Here is a 24,404-nt window from a genome sequence, read left to right on the forward strand (position 1 = left end):
AGTGGTCGATGTGTCGCCGTTGGGCGCTTTTCTTTGCCACACGGGGCTTTCAACGACCAGTGTGCCTGAAGGCGCGACGACACGCGCCACGGGTGGGTGGTCTTTGCGGTGAACGGTCCGCCGCAAGCGGGAAGAAGGGTGAAGCTCCCCGGCGATGGGAGAATGGACGACCATCGCATACCCCACGGGAGGTGGCCGCGTGACGAGCAGCCGAATTCGGGTCCCTGGCTGGAATACGGCGACAGCGGCCGAAGGATATCGGCAGGTCAGGGAGAACATCGCGATCTTGGTCACCGATCACGCGGGGGCGGGGGAGCGGGCCGTCCCCGCCTGTCCACAGTGGACCGTGCGCGATCTGATCGCGCATCTGACCGAGATCTGCGATCGGGTGATCACCCGGTTCGGCGGTGAGGCCTGCCCGATTCCGGAGTCGGCCTCGGCCGTCGAATTGCTGAAACTCTGGCTCGAACGCGGTCCCGAGGCCGACACCCTCCTCGCCGCCGACGGCGACGGGAAGAGCCGTGGCGACATCATGGTGATGGACGCCTTCACCCACGAGCTCGACATCCGGTACGCGCTCGGCGCTCCGCCGCCCGAAGCGCACGCGGCCTGGCTTCGGGGATTCGAAGTGCTCGTCAGCGGGCTCGGCGCCTCGCTGGGCAGGCACGGGCTGCCGGGGCTGCGGATCGAGACCGAGGGCGCGACCTGGATCGCCGGCACCGAACCGGTCGCCGCGGTGCTCTCGGGCGCGCCCGCGGACCTGTACCGGACGCTCGCCGGGCGCCGGAGCCCGGCCCAGATCACCGCCATGGACTGGCTGGGCGATCCCGGGCCGTGGCTCCGGGCCTTCACCTGGGGACCGTTCACCCCGCCGGAAGCGGAGATCGAACGGTGATCAGCCGGCCGGGGACATCGAGGACAGCGCCGCGGCCAGCGCGAGCACCACGGCCACGATCAGCACCTCGACCCCGACGCTGACCCGCAGTTTCCGCAGGTCGGCGGTCACCACTCCGGTGCCGCCGCGCCCGGAGATCCCGCGCCGGACGGCGGTGCGGCTCAGGTTCGCCACCAGCAGCAACGCGGCGAACCCGGTGAGCTTCAGCACGAAGACGATGCCGTACGCCGACGTCCAGAGCGCCTCCACCGAGGGGACGAGCCGGAAGCCCAGGTAGGCACCGCTGACCACCATGATCACGATCGACCGGGTGGCGATCGGGTGGAACCGCGCCAGCGCGGGCTCGGCCTCCGACGCCGAATACCGGCCGCGCAGGAGCACGGCCAGCTGGATCAGCCCGCCCACCCAGACGGCCATCGCGCCGAAATGCGCGAGGTCCGCGCTGACCGAGAGGAACATGATCTTGTCGGCCACCGCGTGCCCGGTCGCGGAGAAACTCAGCATCACGATGAACCCGGCCGCGATGCCGAGGTTCTCGTAGCGCGACCGCAGCCGGTCCGGCAGGTCGCCGGCCAGCAGCCGCCGCACGATCACGGCGAGCGCGACGATCGCTGCCAGGCGCAGGAGCAGGAGTTTCCCGTACGCCACCCGCAGGGTCGCCTCGATCAGCGCGCCGTCGAAGACCGCGCCCACCCCGCGCCCCGCGACGTACGGGCCTTGCAGCAGGAACCCGGCCACGGCCGTCACACCGGAGAGCCACAGGCCGGCGGTGATCAGCTTCCGTGCCGCCGGGTCCGCCCGGCCGCCCGGACGGCAGACCACCAGGAACACCAGCCCGCCGAGCAGCGCGACCCCGCCGAAGGATCCCCAGCGGAACGTGGTGAACAGCGCGTCGGTCACCGGGTCGGTCCCGGTGGAGGCGGACACCGCGCCCGCCGACGTGATCAGGGGGCCGGTGCCGATCACGAACGCGATCGTGCCGCGTACCGGATGCGAGTCGGTCGAGACGAAGGCGTACTCGACGAGATAGCTGCCGTCGGGAAGGTCCGGTTCGAGCGCGACGGCGACCTCTTCGGCGACTTCACCGGGTTGGAACACCGGGCCGGACACCACGTCGGTGCCCTGTTGATCGACGACCTTGATCGAGTTCGGCTGGATGCCGATGTTCTCCGACAGGGTGATCGAGACCCGCGCCGGCGCCGAGGTGAGCCGGGCGCCGTCGGCGGGGTTCGAGGAGAGGAGCTCGACGTGGGCCGAGGCCGGGGCCGCGGTGAGGACCGCGACCCCGAACCACGCCGCCACGAGGGCCAGGAGTGCGCAGAGTCTCCCGGTCACGACGCCGCGGTCGCCAGCTCACGCCGGCTGACGGGCGAGCACGTGCAGCCGGTCAGCTCCCGCTCGGCGGCGGAGGCCTTCCGGTGCACGAGCATCGCGATGATCATCGGGATGGTGACGATCGTGTTGTAGAACAGGTGCAGTTCCACGCGCGGGATGAACAGCTGGATGATGCTGCTCGGCGCGGTGCCGCCGCCGAGCCGCCAGCCGGTCTGCGCCTGGATCAGCAGGAGCAGATGCTCGATGTGGTGCCAGAACTGCAGGCCGAGCGCCAGGTTCCACCACTGCCGCGAGCGGCCGGCGAAACCCTTGCGCAGGGCGAACAGGAAGATCAGCATGACGATGGCGTAGCCGTAGTGCAGCCATTCGGAGCTGATCAGCTTGGGGAACGGGATCCCGAGCACACCGCGGGCGTCCGGGGTCTTCCAGCCGAGCGCGTAGATCTGGAAGGCCTGCACGAGGTGCTCCGCCCAGTGGGCCACGACGACCACCGCGAAGGTGAGGAGCGCCGCGCGGTGGTACTTCCCGTTGAGCGAGGCGAGCAGACCCGGACGAGGCGAATCGAGTGCGGCCATGAAAGGGCTCCTAGGGCGAAAGACCGACCGGTGACGGATGTCGACGATATCCCGCGTTCCGAGGATTTCCGTTACTCCGGATTGCTGATCCGACCAGCGGTGTTACGCCGGATGGATCAGCGGACGACGATTCCGTCGGACATTTTCGGAGCGGCGGGAATGTGGAACAATTCCGTGAACAGCTCCAGATATTCGAAGTCGCCCTCGATGCGGATCTTCCCGGTCCGCGTCGCGTCGGCGGCGGCGAGATCCCCGCTCAGCAGGTCCTTGATGAACGGGCCCAGCGGTTCGATGACCGCGTCGGCGCCGGGGTGCGCGCCCTCCGCGACCTTGAGCGCGCCGTCCTCGACGATCGCGTGCAGGACCATCTCGCCCGGGTAGCGCAGCTCGTAGGTCACCTGGACGCCCTTGGCCTTTTCACTCCGGAAGGTCGTGTACAGCGAAAGGATCGCCGAATCCAGGGTGAAGACGTCCTCGGCGGCGGGCTGCCCGAGCGATCGCGCCCCCCAGAGCCCGAGGTCCAGCACGATCTGGTCGAGTTCGCTGCCGTATTCGGTGAGTTCGTAGACCACCGCGGCGTCGAGCTGGGGGAGCAGGCGGCGGCGGAGCACACCGGACTGCTCGAGTTCGTTGAGCCGCGCGGACAGCGTGCTCGCCGGGATCTTCGGCAGACCCGCCTGCAGTTCGGTGAACCGCTTCGGGCCGAGGACGAGGTCGCGGACGATCAGCAGCGACCAGCGTTCGCCGATGATCTCCAGCGCGCGGGCCAGCCCGCAGAACTGTCCATAGGTACGACTGCTCATCCGTCGATCCTCACTTTCGTTTCCGTGGCGGGGTTCACGCGGGTTCACCTTCGGAAAGCAGGTCGTGGTGCAGGACCTGCAGTTCGTCACAGGGTTCCACGCCCAGTTCGTTGTTGAGTCTCGCCCGCACCTGACGGTACGTGGCGAGCGCGTCGGAGCGGCGCCCGCTGCGGCCGAGCACGCGGATCAGCTGCCCGTGCAGGGCCTCGTCGAGCGGGTTCGCGGTGACCAGGGAACGCAGTTCGCCGATCAGCTCGTGCCGCATCCCGGCCGCGATGTCCGCCTCGATCCGCAGGTGCAGCGTGCTGCGCCGCTGCTCGACGAGGTCGACCGCGTACGCCGACAGCACCGGTCCACAGTGGACGTTCGCGAGCGGCGGGCCGGACCACAGGTCGAGCGCGGACCGGAAGGCCTTCGCCGCTTCGGTGTGCTCGCCGCGCAGGTGCAGCTCCCGGCCCTTGTGCTGCAACTCCTGGAACTCGAAGACGTCCACCTGCTCCGGCGCGATGCGGAACACGTACCCCGGCGGTTTCGTCGCCAGCATGGTCTCGCCGTACGGGGCCAGCTCGTTCTCGTCGATGCACTTGCGCAGCTGGTAGACGTAGGTGTGCATGGTGGTGCGGACGCTGCGCGGCGGGTCGTTGGCCCACAGTTCCTGCACGATCGTGTCGATGTGCACGATCTTCCCCGGGCTCATGACCAGCATGGCGAGCACCTGCAGCAGCTTCGGCGTCGTCGGCGCGTAGTCGATCCCGTCCCGCACGAGTTCGAGCGGGCCGAGCAGGCTGAAGCGGACGGGGCTTGCGGACGCGGCCGGAATCGGGTTGGGTGCCGAGCCGTGGTGCTTGTCCGCTACTCGTGATCCGGTGTACATCGCAAGCGCCCTCCAGCTCGATACGCGTCGTGACCTGAATCCCAGTGCTTCGACAGTGACAGAGCGGCCGGTCGCCGGGCCAGTGAGCCGTCCACCAGGGCCCGCATGCGTGTCTCCCGGAAGAACATGGGTTTTTCACATCCGACGCGTGAATCGCACACTGGCCGCTCACCGGCCCCACACAGCAGGATTCGAGAATCGAACCGACCTACTGGGGGTCATCATGCGCGAGGCATCGACCACACCCACCTCGATCGGCGGACTGGGATTCAAGCGGCATCTGCGTGCGGAGATCAGCGAGGGCAACGGTGCCTACCTGTTCTCCGAACAGGGGGTCATCGCCATCCGCGGCGCACAGGTCGCGTCGGTGGCGGCCCTGCTCGACGGCACCCGTGACCTCGACGGGCTCCTGTCCGCCTGCCCGGAGGGGATGAACGCCGAACAGGTCACCGGCGTGGTGGCCCGGCTGGTCGAGGCCGGTCTGGTGACCGTCCGCGTCCCGGACGAGTTCAGCGGGGACGAGCGCGCGCTCGCGTACTGGGACGCGTGCGGGCTCGACGCGTCCGCGGTGGCCTGCCGTCAGAAGCCGGCGACGGCGAGCCTGACCGCGATCGGCCGCGGCGTCGATACGTCGCAGGTGGCTAACGCGCTGGCCGCGAGCGGGATCGAAGTGGTCGAGACGGCGTCCGAGCTGGCCATCGTGCTGTGCGACGACTACCTCGACCCGAGGCTGGCCGGGATCGACGCCGAGCACCGGCGCACCGGGCGGCCCTGGCTGCTGGCACGGCCTTCGGGATCCCAAGTGTGGATCGGGCCGATCATGCAGCCCGGCCGGTCCGGCTGCTGGCACTGCCTGACGAACCGGTTGTGGGGGCACCGGCACGCCGAGGCCTGTGTGCAGGAGGTGCTGGGGCACGACGGTCCCGCGTCGTTCCCGATGCCCGCCGTGCCGCCGCTGACCGCGGCCGCGTCGCACCTGATCTCGCTCGAAGCGTCCAAATGGCTGGCAGGGCACCGCTATCCGGGGCAGCAGGCCGTGTGGATCCTCGACACCCTCGACCTGCAGGGGCGGCTGCACGAACTGCGGCGCCGCCCGCAATGCCCCGAATGCGGTGACGAAGGCATCGTCGCCGCGCAGACGGCCGAACCGGTCGTGCTGCGGGAGGCGAAGAAGGCGACGTCGGGCGGTGGCGGGCACCGGACGCTCACCCCGGTCGAGGTGCTCGACCGCTACGGCCATCTGGTCAGCCCGGTCACCGGCATCGTCAAGGAGATCGCCCGCGACCCGAGGGCGCCCGCGTTCGTGAACGCGTACCGCTCAGGGCTGAACGTCGCCCGCCGTGTGCGCGGCGAGGCGGGATTGCAGGCCGGGCTGCGCGGGGACAACGGCGGCAAGGGCGCGAGCCCGATCGACGCCGAGGTCGGCGCGCTGTGCGAGGCGATCGAACGGTTCTCGGCGAACTACCAGGGCGACGAACTGCGGATCCGCGACACCTTCCGCGCGCTCGGTGACGACGCCGTCCACCCGAACACGTGCATGCTCTTCGACGAGCGCCAGTACGAAACGCGCGTCGACTGGAACGCCAGGCACGCGAACTTCCAGCACGTCCCCGACCGGTTCGACACCGAGGCGGCCGTCGACTGGACACCGCTGTGGTCGCTCTCGCAGCAGCGGCGGAAGCTGATGCCGACGGCGTACCTCTACTACGGGGTGCCGCCGGAGTGCGGGCTCACCGGGATGCGCGCGGACTCCAACGGCTGCGCGGCCGGCAGCAGCGTCGAGGACGCGATCCTGCAGGGCCTGCTCGAACTCGTGGAACGCGACGCCGTCGCGATGTGGTGGTACAACCGGCTTCCCGTGCCCGGCGTCGACATCGCGTCGTTCGACGACCCGTGGGCCGAGGAGATGGTCGGCCAGTACGCGCGGGCAGGCCGGGAGCTGTGGGTGCTCGACCTGACCGCGGACCTCGGTGTGCCGGTGATGGTCGCGCTGTCCAGGAGTATCGCCGGGCCGCGCGAGAACGTCATGATGGGCTTCGGCGCCCACCTGGACCCCAGGACGGCGTTGCGGAGGGCGGTCAGCGAGCTCAACCAGATGATCCCGGCGGTGCTCGCGAACGACGTCGAACTCGACGATCCCGACGCGTCGGCGTGGCTCAAGTACGCGACCGTCGGGAACCAGCCGTATCTGCTGCCGGCGCCGGGGCGGTCGGCGAAACGCGCCGCGGACTTCAAGTTCGTCCGGCGGCCCGATGTCCGTGACGACGTGGAGTGCTTGGTCCGCAAGCTTTCCGCGCTGGGAATGGAGACGCTCGTGCTGGACCAGACCAGACCCGACATCGACCTCCCGGTGGTCCGGGTGGTCGTTCCGGGGCTGCGCCCGTTCTGGAGCCGCTTCGCCCCCGGGCGCCTGTTCGACGTGCCGGTGCGGCTGGGCAGGCTCGCCGAGCCGACTCCCTACGACCGGCTCAACCCATTCCCCATGTTCTTATAGAGCGCTCTGGAGCAACCGTTGACGACAGATCCCCCCGGCGGAGTGGCCGAAACGATCCCCTTGTGGTCGCTCACCGACGACAGCCTTGTCGAGATCGGTGAGGACGGCTCGCTGGTGGTCGTCACCCGCTGGGGCGAGTACGAGTTCGACCGCGCGGAACCGCTGGTGCTGGAATCGTTGCGGCGGATGGCGTTGGGGCCGGTCTCGCTGGCGAACGTGACGTCTTCGTGGGAGCCCTTCGAACGGGAGCCCGACCTCGAAGGCGAACTGAGCTGGACGGCCGAAGGCGCCGACGCGTTGCGGCAGGTACTCAAGGAACTCGGTGGTTCCGTGGTGCGCTCACTCGGGCTCGCCGACGGCAGGGGACCGCTGCTGTCGGTGATACCGGTCGTGCTCGCCCCGGTGTTCGCGCCGGTGGAGATCCCGCCCACGCGCCCGATCCGGTTGTCCCGCTTCAGTTCCCTGCGGTCCGACGCGGACGGGATGGGGCTGGAGTCGCCGTCCGCGCGCTACCGCGTGGTGCTGTCCCAGCCGTGGGCGGTGCATGTCGCGGCGACACTGGCGACGGCGAAATCGGTCCGGGACATCGTGTCCACCACCGGGATCGACGCCTCGGTGGCCGGCGCGATCGTGTCCTATCTGGTCGCCGCGGGTGTCGTCCAGGTGGCGGGCGAAGACGGCCGGTTCGCCGAGGACGACGATCCCGAACTGAGCCTGTGGTCGCCGGACGAACTCTCGTTCCACACCACCAGCCGCACCTGGCGGCCCGGCGGCCCGGCGGATCTGCCCGGTCTCGGGAAACCGCCGGTGGTCAAGGCCGCCACCGGCGAGGGGCCGGTCCACCCGCTGTACCGGCCGGATCTGGCCGACCGCGCGGTGACCGACCCGACGCTGACGACGTTGCTGGAGAACGACCACACCTGCCCCGAATTCACCGAGGGTGTGCTGACCGCCGAGCAGATCGGCGAGTTCCTGTTCCGTGGCGCGAGAATCCGGTCCATCGGGCCCGCGCACCTGCCGAACGGGCCCGCGCACAGTGCTTCGCAGCGGCCGTACTTCAGCGTCGCCTGCCTGTACGAACTCGAGTTGTACGTCTCCGTCAACCGTTGCTCGGGGCTGGATCGCGGGATCTACCACTACGACCCGCTGGAGCACCGGCTCGCCCTGGTGAACGCCGACGAGGCCGACCTCGACGCGATGCTCGACATGGCGATGATCGGTGGCGGCAACCATCGGCGGCCCTCGGCGCTGATCACCGTGACCGCGCGGATGCCGCGGATGGCGTCCGTCCTCGGTGGCGGCGCGTACGCCACCACGCTGGCGCACGTCGGTGCGCTGCAACAGACGCTGTACCTCGTCGCTCGAGCCATGGGGCTGGCCGCGCACGCCGTCCCGGTGGACGCCGGCGACCGCGTCGATCGCGCGCTGAAGCTCGACTGGCCCGCCGAGGTCAGCGTCGGCGAGTGCGTCCTCGACCTCCCGGTCTGACCCTTCGTGCACCCGCGCGTGACTCGCGTGATTGGAGACGTGACTCGCGTGATTGGGCGCGAAACTCGATGATCGCCCTCTGATCACGCGAGTTCCGTGCCCAATCACGCGTGTCACGCCCTGGATCACGCGAGTTCGGCCTTGCGGATCTCGATCGCTCGTCGAGTGCACTGAAATCGACACCGCGTTTGCTGGCGTACAGAGGAAAAGCGACAGCGAATCCGAGGTTGGTCTGATGCAGCTACGAACAGTCGCCATGGCGGCGAACGAGAAAGGCGTCACCGAACCCGGTCGGCTCCCCGAGCCGGCGTCCCCCTTGCAACCTGCGGTGCTGCAGGCCATCTCATCGATGCACGCGAGGTACTTCGACCCGATCACCTTGGGCGACCTGGCATCGGAAGTCTTCGTCAGCCCGTTCCACTTCTCGCGGATCTTCACCAAGGCGACCGGGATCACCCCCGGCCGGTACCTCACCGCGATCCGGCTCTTCGAGGCGAAACGACTGCTGCTGACGACATCGCTGACGGTGTCGGACATCGTGTGCAGCGTCGGCTACAGCAGTGTCGGCACGTTCACCAGCCGCTTCACCCGTGCGGTCGGGATGACCCCGACCCAGTACCGCGATCCCGAGGTCGGCGAGCTGCTCGTCGCGCTGGCCCCGCATTTCCAGCGCCTCCCGACGCTGGAAGCGTTGCACAGTGCCGGAATGGGCAGCGCCACGATGCGCAGCGGCACCGGCACGATCAGCGTACGGGTCGAGACCCCGCGCGGGGCGGGCCCGGCGAGTGTCCTCATCGGACTGTTCGCCGAGTCGATCCCGCAGTGCGGCCCCGTCGCCTTCGGGGGCAGGGCGAACGTCCTGTCCGCGGACATCGAGATCCAGAACGTCCCTGAGGGACGATGGACCGTCATCGGGGTGGCCGAGCACGCCGCCGGGACCGCGGCCTCCTCGTTCTCCGTGGGCACGCTGCCCGGCCGCGTCGACATCACCCGGTACGGCAGGGTCCACCTGAGGATGCCGATGCGTGCCCCGCGGCCCACCGACGCGCCGATGGCGATCACCCTCGCCGGCGGTCCGAGCTCCGCCGGGAACCGGATGACCATGCCCGCTCCCGAGTACCTCCGCGCGGTGGCCTGACCGAGTTGTTCCCGCGGTCTCCCGATCCCGCAAACCGGGAGAACCGCGGGCGCAACCGTGGAGTGGTCGCGTGATCGGCACGCATGTGAGCCTTTAAGCAATCCGGAATTCGAATCCACCCGTTAGGGGGAGAGTGCGTTGGGCAATGGTTGGCGCACGATCAGACGTCGCATGATCACGCCGGACGTCTCCGAGACGTCACTGGACAAGCGCGGTTTCCACAAGAAGAGCCCGGCCGCTCAAGAATTGCTGGAGACCGTCGGTGAGAAGTTCCTGCTCGGCTACGCGCACGCGGTCGAAGCACGGTCCGTCGAACAGGCGGAAGAATGGCTCGAACAGATTCCGGTGAAATACCGCGGTTTCGCCTACGAAGGCGCGGGAATGGGTTACGGAATGCTGGACGGGCTGCCGGGCGGCGGCCGCCGCCACGTCGAACGGTTCCTCGACGGCCCCGGCGAGAAGCACGACTACATCATCTACGTCGGCGTCGGCTGGGCGATGGCGCGCCTGCCGCGCTTCCGCTGGCCGTCCGCCGAGGACTTCGACCCGTTGCTGCGCTGGCTGGTGCTCGACGGCTACGGCTTCCACCAGGCCTACTTCAAGACGGCGAAATACGTCGACGGGCAGTTCCAGGACCCGGACTTCTCCTGGCCGCCCGGGAACGACGGCTACGCGCTGCGGGCGATCGACCAGGGCATCGGGCGGGCGCTGTGGTTCATCTGCGGCACCGACGTCGACCTGGTCGCCGACACGGTCGCGCGGTTCCCGGAACGGCGGCACGGAGACCTGTACGCCGGTATCGGGCTCGCCTCGACCTACGCGTGCGGTGTCACCGGTGACGAACTGCTGAAGCTGGCCGAGTTCGCCGGTGAGCACCGCGGGAACCTCGCCCAGGGCAGCGCTTTCGCCGCCGAAGCCCGCGTCCGCGCCGGGCTGCTGATCCCCGAGACCGAGGTCGCCACGCGGGCGATCTGCGGGCTGCCGGCCGAGCGGGCCGCGGCCATCACCCAGGAGGTGCGCCCGGCGACCGTGGTCGACGGCGAACTCCCGGCATTCGAAACCTGGCGACAGCGCATCGCCGAAGCGATTCTTTCTGGAGGTGCAGGGAAATGACCGCGACCTTGGGCTGGCTCCGCAAGCAGCTTGCGGGCATCGTGGCGCTGGTGCTGATGGCGGGACTGTTCGTGGTGGCGCAGCTGCCCACCGTCTCGACCGCCGAAGCCGACACCATGGCTTCGAAGTACGCGTTCGAGCCGCTGACGATCGCCTTGCCGGAAGCGGCGAAGAGCCAGTCGATCCGGACGGTGAACAAGGAGTACGAGCACATCCGCGCCTGGATCTCCTCGGTCGGCGCCGCGATCGCGGTGAACGACCTCGACGGCGACAAGCTCGCGAACGACCTGTGCTTCGTCGATCCGCGCAGCGACCAGGTCGTCATCACCCCGACGCCGGGCAAGGGCGGCGACCGCTACGCGCCGTTCGCGCTCGACGCGGCACCGTTGCCGATGGGCAAGTACATCGCGCCCATGGGCTGTGTCCCCGCGGACTACAACGAGGACGGCCGGGTCGACCTGCTGGCCTACTACTGGGGCCGCACGCCGATCCTGTTCCTCTCGAAGCCGGGCGCCACGAAGCTGGAGCCGAAGGCCTACGAGCCGGTGGAACTGGTGCCGGGCAACAACTCCAAGAACGGCGAGTACTCCGGTCCACTGTGGAACACCAACGCCGCCTCCGTCGGTGACTTCGACGGCGACGGCCACCAGGACATCTTCATCGGCAACTACTTCCCCGACAGCGCGGTGCTGGACGACCGCGTCTCCGGCGGGGTCGAGATGAACAAGTCGATGTCGCACGCCGACAACGCCGGCGGCAAGTACATCCTGAGGTTCACCGGCGCCACGCAGGGCGCGAAGCCGAGCGCGACGTTCGCCCTCGACGACAAGGCCATCCCGGCCGACTCCCAGGGCGGCTGGTCGCTGGCGGCCAGCGCCACCGACGTCGACGGGGACAACCTGCCCGAGCTCTACATCGGCAACGACTTCGGCCACGACCGCCTGCTGTACAACAAGTCCCGCCCCGGTCACGTCGAATTCGCCGAGGTGAAGGGCATCCGCGGGCCCAACGAGCCGAAGTCCAAGGTGATCGGCAACGACTCCTTCAAGGGCATGGGCGTCGACTTCGCCGACCTCGACCACGACGGTCTCTACGACCTGTACGTCAGCAACATCACGACCTCCTGGGGTATCGAGGAAAGCCACTTCCAGTTCATGAACACCGCCAAGGACACCGCGGATCTGCGTGGCCGTCTGCAGGGCGGCGAGGCGCCGTGGGTGGACCGCAGCGCGCAGGCCGGCACCGCCTGGTCCGGCTGGGGCTGGGACGTCAAGATCGCCGACTACGACAACAGCGGCGAATCGGTGATCACCCAGGCGACCGGGTTCGTCAAGGGCGACGTCAACCGCTGGCCGCAGCTGCAGGAGCTGGCGACGTCGAACGACGAACTGCTGAAGCACCCGTACTTCTGGCCGAACATGGTCGCCGGTGACGACGTCGGTGGCGACCACACGCTGCACTTCTGGGCCAAGAGCTCCGACGGCCGCTACACCGACCTGGCCCCGCGCCTCGGTCTCGCGGTCCCGGTGCCCACCCGCGGTATCGCCACCGGTGACGCCGACGGCGACGGCAAGCTCGACTTCGCCGTGGCCCGCCAGTGGGAACAGCCGATCTTCTACCGCAACGTCAGCCCCGGCACCGGGTCCTACCTGAACCTGAAGCTGGTACACGACAAGGCTTCGGCGGACGGTCCGCTCAAGGCGGCCGGTACCGCGGCGATCGGCGCGCAGGTCACCGTCGTCACCCCCGACGGCAAGAAGTACATGGACCGCGTCGACGGCGGCAGCGGCCACTCCGGCAAGCGCAGCCACGAGATCCAGATCGGGCTGGGCAAGGTCACCGGGCCGGTGAAGGTCTGCCTGCAGTGGCGCGACCTGACCGGGCAGATCCGCACGCAGGAAGTCCAGCTGACCCCGGGCGACCACACGTTCCAGCTCGGCGCTCAGGCTAAGGAGAAATGACCGTCATGGCTGAGCAGACACTCACCGCACCGAAGAGCAACAAGACGATCACGGCGCTGCGCCGGTTCGCGATCTCGATCACCATCTTCAACATCATCGGCTACACCGTGCTCGGTTTCGAGCAGCCCTACACTTATCCGTTCATCGCGCTGGCCACGGCGTACGCCACGGAAATCCTGCTGGAGATCATCGGGGCCCGCGCACAGGGGCGCGGCGTCCGCTTCCGGGGCAACGGGTTCAAGGGACTGGTGGAGTTCCTCTTCCCCGCGCATATCACCGGTCTCGCGCTGAACATGCTCACCTACGTCAACGACCAGGTGCTGGTCATGATGTTCGGCGTCGTGGTCGCCGTCGGCGCCAAGTGGGTCCTGCAGGCCCCGGTGCGCGGCAGGCTCCGCCACTACATGAACCCGTCGAACTTCGGCATCACGATCATCCTGCTGGTGTTCCCCTGGGCGAGCATCGCCCCGCCGTATCACTTCACCGAGCAGGTCGACTCGTGGGTCGGCTGGCTGATCGTCGGCATCATCATCGTCTCCGGCACCGTGCTCAACGCGATGCTGACCCAGCGCATGTGGCTGATCGGCGCCTGGCTGATCACCTTCGCGCTCCAGGCGATCATCCGTGGCCTGGTGTTCGACACCGCGATCCCGGGCGCGCTCGGGATGATGACCGGTGTGGCGTTCGTGCTCTACACGAACTACATGGTCACCGACCCGGGGACGACCCCGTCCAAGCCCGCGTCGCAGATCCTGTTCGGCTCGGGAGTGGCGCTGGCGTACGGGTTCTTCATGGTCGTGCACGTGGCTTACGGTCTGTTCCTCGCCACCGCGCTGGTCTGCCTCATCCGCGGGATGTTCCTGTGGGGCCTGCACTTCTCCAAGAAGGCCACCGAGAAATGGGAGGCCGAGCAGGCGAAGTCGGCCGAGATCACCTCCTTGCCGAAGCCGGCCGAGAAGCCGGAAACCGGGGCCGTGGCGGCATGACCCCCGGTGCGGAAAGCAGCCGGGCGGCGCGTCTCGCGCCGCCCGGCCCGCCGCGCCGGGCGACCTTCGGTCTGCTGAAGAAGCTCTTCACCGATCGGCTGGCGCTCATGTCGGACTCGGCGGAGGCACACGGGGACGTCGTCCGGATCGCGATCGGTCCCAAGACGATGTACCTGGTGAACCACCCCGAACTGGCGAAACACGTACTCGCGGACAACGCGGCCAACTACCACAAGGGAATCGGCCTCCAGGAGGCGAGACGGGCACTCGGCGACGGGTTGCTCACCAGTGACGGCGACGTCTGGAAGAAGCAGCGCCGGACCATCCAGCCGGTGTTCCAGCCCAAGCGGATCGCACGGCAGGCCTCGGTCGTCGCGAACGAGGTCGAAGGACTCGTGAAACGCTTGCGGGACACCGAGGGACCGGTGGAGATCCTGCACGAGATGACCGGGCTGACCCTCGGCGTGCTCGGCAAGACGCTGCTCGACGCGGACCTGGGCGGGTTCACCTCGCTGGGGCACTCGTTCGAGGCGGTGCAGGACCAGGCGATGTTCGAAGCGGTGACGCTGAGCATGGTCCCGCAGTGGGCGCCGCTGAAGAAACAGCTGCGGTTCCGGGAATCGCGGGACGACCTCCGCCGCATCGCCGACGAACTCGTCGAGCAGCGGCTGGCCAACCCGGTCGAGAACGGCGAGGACGTGCTTTCGCGCCTCATCGCCACCGACGGGACCCGTGGGCAGATGCGCGACGAGCTGATCACGCTGCTGCTGGCCGGGCACGAGACGACGGCGAGCACGCTGGGGTGGGCGTTCCATCTGCTCGACGAGCATCCGGAGATCGCGGCGAAACTGCGTGCCGAGGCCGACGCGGTACTGGGCGACCAGCTGCCGACGCACGAGGATCTGCATCGGCTGCCGTACACGGCGAGGGTCGTCGAAGAGGTCATGCGCCTGTACCCGCCGGTGTGGCTGCTGCCGAGGGTGGCGCAGGCCGACGACGAGATCGGCGGCTATCACATCCCCGCCGGATCCGACGTCGTCGTCGTGCCCTTCACCCTGCACCGGCATCCGGATTTCTGGCCGGAGCCGGAGAGGTTCGATCCGGACCGGTTCGACCCGGACCGGCCGAGCGGGCGGCCCCGCTACGCCTACATCCCGTTCGGCGCCGGGCCGCGGTTCTGCATCGGCAACAGCCTCGGCGTGATGGAGGCCGTCTTCGTGCTGACGATGGTCCTGCGCGACCTCGAACTCAGAAAGCTCCCGGGCTACGACGTGGTTCCCGAGGCGATGCTGTCGCTCCGGGTGCGCGGCGGGCTGCCGATGACCGTGCACACCAGGAACAGGAGGTAGGTTCCGTGGATTCGGACGAACAGGTCGAGGTGTCCACTTTGGAGGCCTACGCGGACACGATCGTGCCGGGGGAGAAGCGTTTCCCCGGCGACCACGCCATCGCCGGCGCTTCGCCGGGGCCGGGCGCGGTCGCGGCGGGCGCGCTCGAACTGCTGCACACCGAGGCGACCGGGGTGACCGTCGGGCTGCCCTATCTGGCGCAGTCCCTCAACGACCACGCGAAGGTCTACGCCAAGGAACACGACATCACGCTGGACGAGTCGCTGCCGGCGTTCGTCGCATTGTCCTTCGCGGACAGGACGGCGCTCGTGCGGTCGCTGACCGCGCCGGGACATCCGGAGAAGGACGGCTGGGTCAGCCTCGCCTTGTTCTGCAACATGTCCTTCGACAGCGCCGCGCACAAGCACACCGCCGAAGCCATCGCCGAGGGTCACCCCGGCCTGCTGGCGATGGGGTACACCGCGCCGGACGAAGACGGTCTGTGGCGGTTCCCCAAGTTCTCCTACCGCCGCGAGCTGGCCCGAGTCCACCCCGACACCACGCCTTCCGGGAGTCCCGCATGACCGCCTACGACAAGACCGACGTCGTCATCGTCGGCAGCGGGTTCGGTGGCTCCATCCCCGCCTACCACTTGGCCGCGGGCGGGGCGAAGGTCACCGTGCTGGAACGCGGGCCGTGGCTGGAGACGAAGGAGTTCGAGCACGACTATCTGCTCGGCTCGTCCTACACCCGGGCCTTCGATTTCGTCGTCGGCGACGGGATGAGCGTGCTCGGCGGGAACTGTGTCGGCGGCGGCAGCGTGGTGTACTTCGCCGCGATGCCCCGCGCGCCGAAGTTCGTGTTCGAACGGCACGGGAGCATCGGCCGTCGCATGTGGCCTTCGGTGCTGACGCGTGACACCCTGGAACCTTGGTACGATCGGGTTTCGGAGTCGCTTCCGGTGTCCACACAGGACTGGAACGACGTCTCGTACGCGGGCGGGCTGTGGGCGGCGTTCTGCAACCACTCCGGCCGGACCGCCAACCCCGCGCCGGTGGCGGTGGACAACGACCGCTGCGTGAACTGCAACTTCATGATGGCGGGCTGCCGGTTCGACGCGAAACGCTCGCTGCTGACCAACTACCTGCCCGCGGCGCTCGCGCACGGCGCGAAGATCCGGCCACTGCACGAGGTGCAGCGGATCGAGCGGATCGACGACGGCGACTACCGCGTGCACTTCAACATCGTCGACGACGAGGACTACCGGCTCCAGTCCGGCAGCGGGACGATCGACGCGAAGATCGTCATCATCGCCGCGGGCGCCGGCGCGACACCGGTGATCCTGCAGCGTTCGGAGGCGGCGCTGGGCACCATGCCGCACGCGGTCGGCCGGTACTTCTCGGGCAACGGGGAGCGGCTCAACACCGCGATCATCAACGAGGAGCGCGTGCGCGAGGTGCTCGGGCTGTCCCGTGAAGACGGGAAGGTCTACGAGGCCAACCACATCGGCAAGGGCCCGACCGTCGCGAACTGGGACAAGCTCGACGGCTCGCTGCCGGAGTACGAGCGGTATTCGCTGGAGCAGCTGTACTTCCCGCCCGGGCTCGGCACGATTCTCGCGCAGGTGCCCGACGGGGACGAGCCTCGCTGGTTCGGAGTGCAGAAGAAGGAGATCCTCAAGAAGTGGGCCTCCTGGCTGACCATCTTCCTGATGACCGAGGACGACAACGAGGGCGTCTTCGGCGCGCCGCCGCCCACCGGCAACGCCTACCGCATCTCGCAGCAGATGCTCGGCCGCGGTCCGCTGAAGTACGACCCGACGCCGAACACCCGGCACGGCTGGGCGCTGGCCGACGCGGAGTGCAAGGAGATCCTCGAGAAGGACGGCCTGGCGAAGGTGGCGCCGTGGACCAACGACGTCGTCGGCGCGTACACCGTGCACCCGCTGGCGTCGTGCCGGATCGGTGACGACCCGGCGACCTCGGCGCTGCACCCGAACCACGAACTCCGCGACCACCCCGGGATCTTCGTGACCGACAGCGCTTCCGTACCGGGCGCGCTGACGGTGAACCCGGCGATGACGATCGCGGCCCTGGCCGAGCGTTCGGTGCCGGGGATCGTGCGGGCGTTGCAGGCTCGCGGTGTCGACGTCACCTACGGCGCTCCCGCCCCGGACGGTTCGATCACGGGGCGGCGGGCCGTCGGCAAGCTGTCGCTGGTGGCCGGGAGCTGAGCGTGGCACCCGTGCTGGTGAAGCTCGCGCTGCGGCGCGCGGTGCGTGAAGCCCGGTACGTCCGGCCGGTGCCCTTCGGCCGGGCGACCGGGCTCGTGCGCGACGTCTACGGACGGCTGGAACGCGATTTCGGGATGCTGGCCCCGCCGGTCGCGGTGCATTCGCCGTCACCGCCGGTGCTCGCGGCGAGCTGGGTGATGCTGCGGGAATCGCTGGTGGCGGCGGGGGAGACGAGCCGGGCGGACCGGGAGATCGTCGCGACGGTGGTGTCGCGAGGGAACTCGTGTCCGTACTGTGTCGAGGTCCACGGGATGGCGCTGGACTCGCTCGGGCGCTCTGTGGAGGCCGCGGCGATCGCCTCGGGGCGGCCCGTGACGGATCCTCGTACGGGAATCCTTTCGGCGGGGGCCCGGGCGGAGCTGACCGCGGTCGCGTTCACGTTCCACTACCTGAACCGGGTGGTGAGCGTTTTCCTCGGGCCGTCACCGCTGCCGTCGTCCGTGCCGGATTCGGCGCGGGCGAAGGCGAAGGCCGTCTTGGGGCGGTTCCTTCGGCCGGTGACCGGGGCCGCGCCGGGGGAGTCGCTGGACCTGTTGCCGGTGGGCTCCCGGGATTTCGCCTGGGCCGCGGGCAATCCCGTGGTCGAGGACGCGTTCTCCCGCGCCGCGTCGGCGTTCGCCGCGTTGCCGGTGCCTTCGTCGGTGCGGGACGTCGTGGAGCGAGAACTGTCTACTTGGGACGGTGCGCCACCCGGGTTGAGCCGGTCCTGGGTGGAGGCCTTCGACGATCCCGCGGTCCGTTTGGCCTTGGTGGTCGCGAAGGCGCCTTATCAGGTGGACGACGCTTTGGTGGCGGCGGCGGGACTGGGAGACCGGGAACTGGTCGAGTTGGTGGGGTGGGCGGGTTTCACCGCCGCCGCCCGCGCTGTTTCGGTCGCCCCGCTTCCTGGTTAGTGCGGAGTACTGCCTGTTTATGACGCGAAAGCCACTTTCGCAACGTTCAACGTTGCGGAAGTGGCTTTCGCGTCGTCGGTGGGTGCCGGCGGAAAACGTGGTCGGCGCGGGTAAGTGACCGGTATGAAGGCTCCCTTCACCGCGTTAGACGCGGCGAAGGGAGCCTTCACCCCACCACCGACCAGGCCGCGGGACTCCGTTGACCGCCATCGCGAACGTGCCAGGGCCGGATCACTCGGGCGGATGACCGATCCCGGTCAACAACTTGAGAGAAGACTCCGCGTCCGCCCCCGGTTCATGCTTGACCGGACTGCGCGAACGGACGGCGGCCGCGTATCTGGGGACAGAACCGGCGCCGGGACCGGATTCCGTGACTTGAGTGGTTGAGAGCTAGGGGAGTGCGGTGGCATGAGCGTTGAGCGGATTTCGATTGTCGGTATCGGTCTCCGATACCCGGACGCCGGTTCCCCGGAAGAGCTGTGGGAGAACGTCCTCGCCGGCCGCCGGGCGTTCCGGAGGCTGCCCGACGAGCGGATGAACCGCGAGGATTACTACTCGCCCGACCCCAAGGCTCCGGACCGTTTCTACGCCCAGAAGGCCGCGGTCCTCCGCGACTACGAATTCGACCGGATCAAGTACAAGGTCGCGGGCAGCACGTTCCGTTCGACCGACACCACGCACTGGCTGGCCCTCGACGTCGCCGCGCAGGCGCTGGCCGACGCGGGCTTCCCCGAGGGCGAGGGGCTGCCGAAGCCCGCCACCGGCGTGGTCATCGGCAACAGCCTCACCGGCGAGTTCTCCCGTGCCAACATCATGCGGCTGCGCTGGCCGTACGTGCGCCGCACGGTGGCGGCGGCGCTCGCCGAGCGCGGCTGGGCCGACGGCGACACCGCCGAGTTCCTCCACGATCTCGAGGCGCAGTACAAGGCCCCCTTCCCGGAGATCGACGAGGACACGCTCGCGGGCGGGCTGGCGAACACGATCGCCGGCCGGGTCTGCAACTTCTTCGACTTCGGCGGCGGCGGGTTCACTGTGGACGGTGCCTGTTCGTCGTCGCTGCTTTCCGTGGTCACGGCGGCGAACGCGCTTTCGGAGGGCGACCTCGACGTCGCCATCGCGGGCGGTGTCGACTTGTCGATCGACCCGTTCGAGGTGATCGGGTTCGCCAAGACCGGCGCGCTCGCCAAACGCGAGATGAAGGTCTACGACGCCGATTCCAACGGGTTCTGGCCCGGCGAGGGGTCCGGCATGCTCGTGCTGATGCGCGAGGAGGACGCGATCGCGCAGGGCAAGCGGATCTACGCCACCATCGGCGGCTGGGGCGTCTCGTCCGACGGCAAGGGCGGCATCACCCGCCCCGAGGCCTCGGGGCACCGCCTCGCGCTCAAGCGGGCGTACGACAAGGCGGGGTACGGCGTCGAGACCGTTTCCTACTTCGAGGGCCACGGCACCGGGACCGCACTGGGCGACGCCACCGAAATCGAGGCGCTCTCCACCGCCCGCCGCGACGCCGATCCGCTCGCCGAGCGGGCCGCGCTGAGCACGATCAAGGGCAACATCGGCCACACCAAGGCCGCGGCCGGGGTCGCCGGGCTGATCAAGGCGACCTTGGCGGTGTACCACCAGGTCATCCCGCCCGCGACCGGCCATTTCGAACCGCACGAGTCGCTGGTCGGCGACTCGGCGCGGATGTACGTGCCCGCCGAGGCCGGGCTGTGGCCCTCGGACCAGCCGGTCCGCGCCGGTGTCTCCGCGATGGGGTTCGGCGGCATCAACTCGCACGTCACCGTCACCGAAGCGCCGGGCGCGGCCCGTCGCAAGGAGCTCGACGAGCGGACCAGGTCGCTGGTCGCCGGACGGCAGGACAGTGAACTGCTGCTCCTCGACGCCGACGACGCCGCGTCGTTGCGTGGCAAGGTGACCGGCCTGCTGGAGGTCGTCCCGAAGCTCTCGTTCGCGGAACTCGCGGACCTCGCGGGCACGCTTTCGGCCGAGCTGTCCGGGAAACCGGTCCGGGCGGCGGTCGTCGCGGCCGGACCGGACGACGCCGAGCGCAAACTGGCCAAACTCCTCGACCTTCTCGGTGAGGGGGAGCCGGAAGTCTTCTCCGCCAAGGAAGGCATCTTCGCCGGATCCCGCTCCCAGTCCCCGAAGATCGGGTTCCTGTTCCCCGGCCAGGGTTCCGGGCAGGGCAGGGTCGGCGCGCTGCGCAAACGCTTCGCGCACGCCGACGACATCTACCGCGCCGCGAACCTGTCCACCGGCGCCGACCAGGTCGCCACCGACGTCGCCCAGCCGCGCATCGTCACCGGTTCGCTGGCCGGGCTGCGGGTGCTGAAGAGCCTCGGCATCGAGGCGGCCACGGTCACGGGCCACAGCCTCGGCGAGCTCACCGCCCTGCACTGGGGCGGCGCGCTCACCGAACGCGAAGTGCTCAAACTGGCCAAGATCCGCGGCAAGGTGATGGCGACCGCCAGCGACGGGGACGGGGCCATGGCGGCGATCGCGGCCACGCCGAGTGTCGCCGAGGGCCTGGCCGAGGGCGAAGAGGTCGTCATCGCGGGCTACAACGCCCCCGAGCAGACTGTCCTTTCCGGACCGGCGGAGGCGATCGACCGCGTGGTCGCCCGTGCCCGCGCGGAAGGGGTCACCGCCGCCCGCATCAACGTCTCGCACGCCTTCCACTCGCCCGCGGTCGTCCCGGCCGCCGAGGCGATGACCGGGGAACTCGCCGCGATCGACTTCGCGCGGCTCGACCGGCCCGTCGTCTCCACGGTGACCGGTGACGTCCTGCACGCCGCCGAAGACCTGCGCGATCTGCTGCGCGACCAGGTGGTCCTGCCGGTCCGCTTCCGTGAGGCGGCCGCGAAGGTCGCCGAGCGCAGCGACCTGGTGATCGAGGTCGGCCCCGGCCGCGTGCTCACCGGCCTGCTCGGCACCATCGCGCCCGGTACCCCGGTGCTTTCGATCGACACCGACAGCCTGACGCTCGCGCCGGTGCTGAAGGTCGCCGGTGCCGCGTTCGCGTTCGGCGCGCAGCTGGAGACGTCCACGCTGTTCGACGGCCGGGTCGTGCGGGCCCTGCCCGCGGACGGCGAGTTCTCGTTCCTCGCCAGCCCGTGCGAGGCCGCGCCGTCCATCGGCGCCGTGCTGACCCGCGACCGAGTCGCCGAGCCCGCCGAGGCCGCCGCCGGAACGGCCTCGGAAAGCGGTGGCAGCAGCACCCTCGACCTGCTGCGCAAGCTCGCGTCCGAACGGGTCGAGCTGCCGCTCGAAGCGGTCACCGCCGACACGCATCCCCTCGACGATCTGCACCTTTCGTCGATCACCGTCGGCCAGCTGGTCAACGACGTGACCAGGGCGCTCGGCCGGCCGGCGCTGGAGGGTATGCCGAACTTCGCGACCGTGTGCCTCGGCGAACTCGCCGAGATGATCGACGAGCTCGCGCAGACCGCCAAACCCGCCGACAGCAACCAGGCCGAGGTCGCCGGCGTCGGCCCGTGGGTCCGGCCGTTCGCGGTGGAGTACGTCGTCGCGCCGAAGCCGTCGCCCGATCTCGCCACGGGTATCTCCACCGCGGAGTGGACGGCGTTCGCCCCGGCCGGTCACCCACTGGCGGAGCCGCTGCGCGCGGCATTGGCCACGGCGGGCGTCGGCGACGGTGTCCTCCTCTGCCTGAACGCCGACAGCGCTTCCGGCGACGTCGGCCTGTTCCTGGACGCGGGCCGCGCGGTGCTGGCCGCGCCCAACGGCACGCGGTTCGTCGTGGTGCAGCACGGTCTCGGCGCCTCGGGGCTGGCGAAGACGCTCCGGCTGGAGGACCCGTCGGCCCGCACCACGATCGTCGACCTCGCCGACCTCGGCCCGGTCGACCCCGAAGCCCTCGACGCCGCGGTGTCCACTGTGGTCACCGAAGTGGCGGCGACGACCGACTTCAGCGAAGTCCGCTACGACACCGCCGGAGTCCGCACGGTGCCGAAGCTCGCGGCGCTGACCCCGGCCGAGGCCGAAGGCACCCCGCTGGACACCGGCGACGTCCTGCTCGTCACGGGCGGCGGGAAGGGCATCACCGCCGAGAGCGCGTTGGCGCTGGCCAAGGATTCCGGCGCGAAGCTGGCACTGCTCGGCCGGAGCGACCCGGCCGACGACGCCGAACTGTCGGAGAACCTCGGCCGCATGGCGGCGGCGGGCATCACCTACCGCTACGAGCGTGCCGACGTCACCGACGGACGGCAGGTGGCCGACGCGATCGGCCGGGTGCAGGCCGAATTCGGCCCGGTCACCGCGGTGCTGCACGGCGCGGGCCGCAACGAGCCCGCCGCGCTGTTCTCCTTGACCGAAGAGAGCTTCCGCAAGACGCTGGCGCCGAAGATCGGTGGTCTCAACGCCGTCCTCGACGCCGTCGACAAGGACAAGATCAAGCTGCTGGTGACCTTCGGCAGCATCATCGGCCGGGCGGGCCTGCGCGGTGAGGCGCACTACGCCACGGCCAACGACTGGATGACCGAACTGACCGTGCGGTTCGGCCAGGAACACCCCCGGGCCAAGGCGATCGCGCTCGAATGGTCGGTCTGGTCCGGCACCGGGATGGGCGAAAAGCTCGGTGTGGTCAGCGCGTTGATGCGCGACGGCATCACCCCCATCCCGACCGAGGAGGGCATCGAGATCCTCCGCCAGGTCGTCGGCGACCCGGCCGCCCCGTCGGTACTGGTCGTCTGCGGCCGCACCGCCGGGCTGGCCACCCTTCCGGTGGAGAAGCGCGAACTGCCGCTGACCCGCTTCGTCGACCGCGCCGTCGTGCACTACCCGGGGGTCGAGCTGATCACCGAGGCCGACCTGTCCGCGGGCAGCGACCCGTATCTGGCCGACCACCTGCTCGACGGTCAGCTGCTGTTCCCGGCGGTGATCGGCATGGAGGCGATGACCCAGGTCGCCAAGGCCGCGCTGGCCGCGGAAACGCTGCCGGCGCCGGTGTTCTCCGACGTCGAGTTCCTGCGCCCGATCATCGTCTCGCCGGGCGGGTCGACCACGATCCGGCTCGCCGCGCTGGCCAGGGACGCCGAAACGGTGGACGTGGTGCTGCGCAGCGGGGAGACCGGCTTCAGCGCCGACCACTTCCGGGCCCGGCTGAGCTTCTCGCGGCCGGATCCGCTCGGTGACACCGTCGCCCGCGACGTCGCGCTGCCGCCGGTGCCGGTGGACCCGACGACCGAGCTCTACGGCACGGTTCTGTTCCAGGGCAAGCGATTCCAGCGGGTCACCGGATACCGGCGGGCCAGCGCGCGGCACGCGGTCGCGGAGGTCGCCACCGGTGCCGAGGTCGACTGGTTCGCGCCGTTCCTCCCGCAGGAGCAGCTCCTGGCCGACCCGGGCACCCGCGACGCGATGATGCACGCGATCCAGTGCTGTGTCCCGGACGCGACCCTGCTGCCGCAAGGGATCGAGCGGCTGTACCTCGCCGAACCCGGTGAGCAGCACCCGGAGTACGTGCTCCTCGACGCCCGCGAGCGTTCGCAGGACGGTGACAGCTACGTCTACGACCTCGACGTCCGCAACCCCGACGGGAAGCTGGTCGAGCGGTGGGAAGGGCTGAAGCTGCGCGCGGTGCGCAAGCGTGACGGCGAAGGGCCTTGGGTCCCGTCGATGCTCGGGTCCTATTTGGAGCGTTCCGTCGAACGGCTGCTCGGCTCGTCCCGCGCGATCGTCGTCGAACCGGATCCGGTGGGCGTTCCCGTGGAGACCACGCCGGAGCGGCGGGCGCAGACGGCACTGGCCGCCGGCCGAGCCGTCGACGCGCCGCTGGAGATCCGCTACCGCCCGGACGGGAAACCGGAGGCCGACGGGGTCGAGGTGAGCGCGTCGCACAGCGCCGACCTCACCCTGGCCATCGCGGGCGCCGGACGGATCGCGTGTGACGTCGAAACGGCGATCGAACGGACGCCGGAGGACTGGGCCGGCCTGCTCGGCGAGGATCTGCTCGCGGTGGGCGAACTGCTGGCCGCGGACGCCCGCGAGCCGCTTTCGGTGGCGCACACCAGGGTCTGGAGCGCACTGGAATGCGTGCGCAAGACCGGGGACATGACACAGGCGCTCACCGTGCACCGGGTCGACCCGGACGGCTGGGCGGTGCTTTCCCACGGCGGTGCCCGCATCGCCACCTGGGTGACGACCGTCAACGACCGGACCGATCCCGTCGTCTTCGCGGTGCTCCAGGGAGAGGAGAGCTGA

The 24,404-nt window shown here is 69.6% G+C and carries 16 protein-coding genes; 12 read left to right on the plus strand and 4 right to left on the minus strand.

The window, feature by feature from the left end; translation table 11 throughout:
- Nucleotides 1-199: 199 nt before the first annotated feature.
- Entirely contained in the window at nucleotides 200-895 is a 696-nt protein-coding gene (locus AORI_RS50135) for a maleylpyruvate isomerase family mycothiol-dependent enzyme (protein WP_046199763.1), read from the plus strand.
- Here AORI_RS50135 and AORI_RS50140 read toward each other — a convergent pair whose 3' ends face one another.
- From AORI_RS50140 to AORI_RS50155, 4 genes are all read right to left on the minus strand, one after another.
- Nucleotides 896-2,230 (minus strand): copper resistance CopC/CopD family protein, encoded by a 1,335-nt coding sequence (locus AORI_RS50140; protein ID WP_043847968.1) that lies wholly within the window; start codon nucleotides 2,228-2,230, stop codon nucleotides 896-898.
- Nucleotides 2,227-2,805, minus strand: a complete 579-nt coding sequence (locus tag AORI_RS50145; RefSeq protein ID WP_016332218.1) for a hypothetical protein — start codon at nucleotides 2,803-2,805, stop codon at nucleotides 2,227-2,229. The genes AORI_RS50140 and AORI_RS50145 overlap by 4 nt, the downstream gene beginning before the upstream one ends.
- A 116-nt stretch (nucleotides 2,806-2,921) precedes the next feature.
- Nucleotides 2,922-3,608, minus strand: coding sequence for a winged helix-turn-helix transcriptional regulator (locus tag AORI_RS50150; protein ID WP_016332219.1), 687 nt, complete (start codon nucleotides 3,606-3,608; stop codon nucleotides 2,922-2,924).
- 34 nt (nucleotides 3,609-3,642) lie between these two features.
- On the minus strand, nucleotides 3,643-4,482 hold the full coding sequence (locus AORI_RS50155; RefSeq protein ID WP_016332220.1) for an AfsR/SARP family transcriptional regulator: 840 nt from the start codon (nucleotides 4,480-4,482) through the stop codon (nucleotides 3,643-3,645).
- A 223-nt stretch (nucleotides 4,483-4,705) separates the two neighbouring features.
- Here AORI_RS50155 and AORI_RS50160 point away from each other — a divergent pair, with 223 nt between their 5' ends.
- The 11 genes from AORI_RS50160 (at nucleotide 4,706) to AORI_RS50210 (ending at nucleotide 24,404) form a co-directional block, all read left to right on the plus strand.
- Nucleotides 4,706-6,976 (plus strand): TOMM precursor leader peptide-binding protein, encoded by a 2,271-nt coding sequence (locus AORI_RS50160; protein ID WP_016332221.1) that lies wholly within the window; start codon nucleotides 4,706-4,708, stop codon nucleotides 6,974-6,976.
- Nucleotides 6,977-7,018: 42 nt separating this feature from the next.
- Nucleotides 7,019-8,464, plus strand: coding sequence for a SagB family peptide dehydrogenase (locus AORI_RS50165; protein ID WP_016332222.1), 1,446 nt, complete (start codon nucleotides 7,019-7,021; stop codon nucleotides 8,462-8,464).
- Between the two features lie 235 nt (nucleotides 8,465-8,699).
- Nucleotides 8,700-9,602, plus strand: a complete 903-nt coding sequence (locus tag AORI_RS50170) for a helix-turn-helix domain-containing protein (RefSeq protein ID WP_420806976.1) — start codon at nucleotides 8,700-8,702, stop codon at nucleotides 9,600-9,602.
- Between the two features lie 159 nt (nucleotides 9,603-9,761).
- Complete coding sequence (locus AORI_RS50175; protein WP_267283979.1) at nucleotides 9,762-10,715, plus strand: DUF1702 family protein; 954 nt, start codon at nucleotides 9,762-9,764, stop codon at nucleotides 10,713-10,715.
- Nucleotides 10,712-12,676: a CRTAC1 family protein gene (locus AORI_RS50180; protein WP_016332225.1), complete on the plus strand. Its 1,965-nt coding sequence runs from the start codon at nucleotides 10,712-10,714 to the stop codon at nucleotides 12,674-12,676. Before AORI_RS50175 ends, AORI_RS50180 begins: the two co-directional genes overlap by 4 nt.
- Nucleotides 12,673-13,662, plus strand: a complete 990-nt coding sequence (locus tag AORI_RS50185) for a hypothetical protein (protein ID WP_016332226.1) — start codon at nucleotides 12,673-12,675, stop codon at nucleotides 13,660-13,662. Before AORI_RS50180 ends, AORI_RS50185 begins: the two co-directional genes overlap by 4 nt.
- Nucleotides 13,659-15,011, plus strand: a complete 1,353-nt coding sequence (locus AORI_RS50190; protein WP_016332227.1) for a cytochrome P450 — start codon at nucleotides 13,659-13,661, stop codon at nucleotides 15,009-15,011. The genes AORI_RS50185 and AORI_RS50190 overlap by 4 nt, the downstream gene beginning before the upstream one ends.
- Before the next feature lie 5 nt (nucleotides 15,012-15,016).
- Nucleotides 15,017-15,574 (plus strand): DUF5987 family protein, encoded by a 558-nt coding sequence (locus AORI_RS50195; protein WP_016332228.1) that lies wholly within the window; start codon nucleotides 15,017-15,019, stop codon nucleotides 15,572-15,574.
- Nucleotides 15,571-17,223 carry a GMC family oxidoreductase N-terminal domain-containing protein gene (locus AORI_RS50200; RefSeq protein ID WP_016332229.1) on the plus strand — a complete coding sequence of 551 codons (1,653 nt, stop codon included), beginning with the start codon at nucleotides 15,571-15,573 and terminating at the stop codon, nucleotides 17,221-17,223. Before AORI_RS50195 ends, AORI_RS50200 begins: the two co-directional genes overlap by 4 nt.
- 2 nt (nucleotides 17,224-17,225) lie before the next feature.
- Nucleotides 17,226-18,176, plus strand: a complete 951-nt coding sequence (locus AORI_RS50205) for a carboxymuconolactone decarboxylase family protein (protein WP_016332230.1) — start codon at nucleotides 17,226-17,228, stop codon at nucleotides 18,174-18,176.
- 408 nt (nucleotides 18,177-18,584) lie between these two features.
- Nucleotides 18,585-24,404 (plus strand): type I polyketide synthase, encoded by a 5,820-nt coding sequence (locus AORI_RS50210; protein ID WP_016332231.1) that lies wholly within the window; start codon nucleotides 18,585-18,587, stop codon nucleotides 24,402-24,404.

Source organism: Amycolatopsis keratiniphila (genome assembly GCF_000400635.2).
Taxonomy (GTDB): Bacteria; Actinomycetota; Actinomycetes; order Mycobacteriales; family Pseudonocardiaceae; genus Amycolatopsis; species Amycolatopsis keratiniphila.

Coding starts and splice junctions, on each gene's coding strand:
- AORI_RS50145 (WP_016332218.1), bottom strand. CDS start 2,805: ATGGCCGCACTCGATTCGCCTCGTCCGGGTCTGCTCGCCTCGCTCAAC.
- AORI_RS50150 (WP_016332219.1), bottom strand. CDS start 3,608: ATGAGCAGTCGTACCTATGGACAGTTCTGCGGGCTGGCCCGCGCGCTG.
- AORI_RS50155 (WP_016332220.1), bottom strand. CDS start 4,482: ATGTACACCGGATCACGAGTAGCGGACAAGCACCACGGCTCGGCACCC.
- AORI_RS50160 (WP_016332221.1), top strand. CDS start 4,706: ATGCGCGAGGCATCGACCACACCCACCTCGATCGGCGGACTGGGATTC.
- AORI_RS50170 (WP_420806976.1), top strand. CDS start 8,700: ATGCAGCTACGAACAGTCGCCATGGCGGCGAACGAGAAAGGCGTCACC.
- AORI_RS50180 (WP_016332225.1), top strand. CDS start 10,712: ATGACCGCGACCTTGGGCTGGCTCCGCAAGCAGCTTGCGGGCATCGTG.
- AORI_RS50185 (WP_016332226.1), top strand. CDS start 12,673: ATGACCGTCATGGCTGAGCAGACACTCACCGCACCGAAGAGCAACAAG.
- AORI_RS50190 (WP_016332227.1), top strand. CDS start 13,659: ATGACCCCCGGTGCGGAAAGCAGCCGGGCGGCGCGTCTCGCGCCGCCC.
- AORI_RS50200 (WP_016332229.1), top strand. CDS start 15,571: ATGACCGCCTACGACAAGACCGACGTCGTCATCGTCGGCAGCGGGTTC.
- AORI_RS50210 (WP_016332231.1), top strand. CDS start 18,585: ATGAGCGTTGAGCGGATTTCGATTGTCGGTATCGGTCTCCGATACCCG.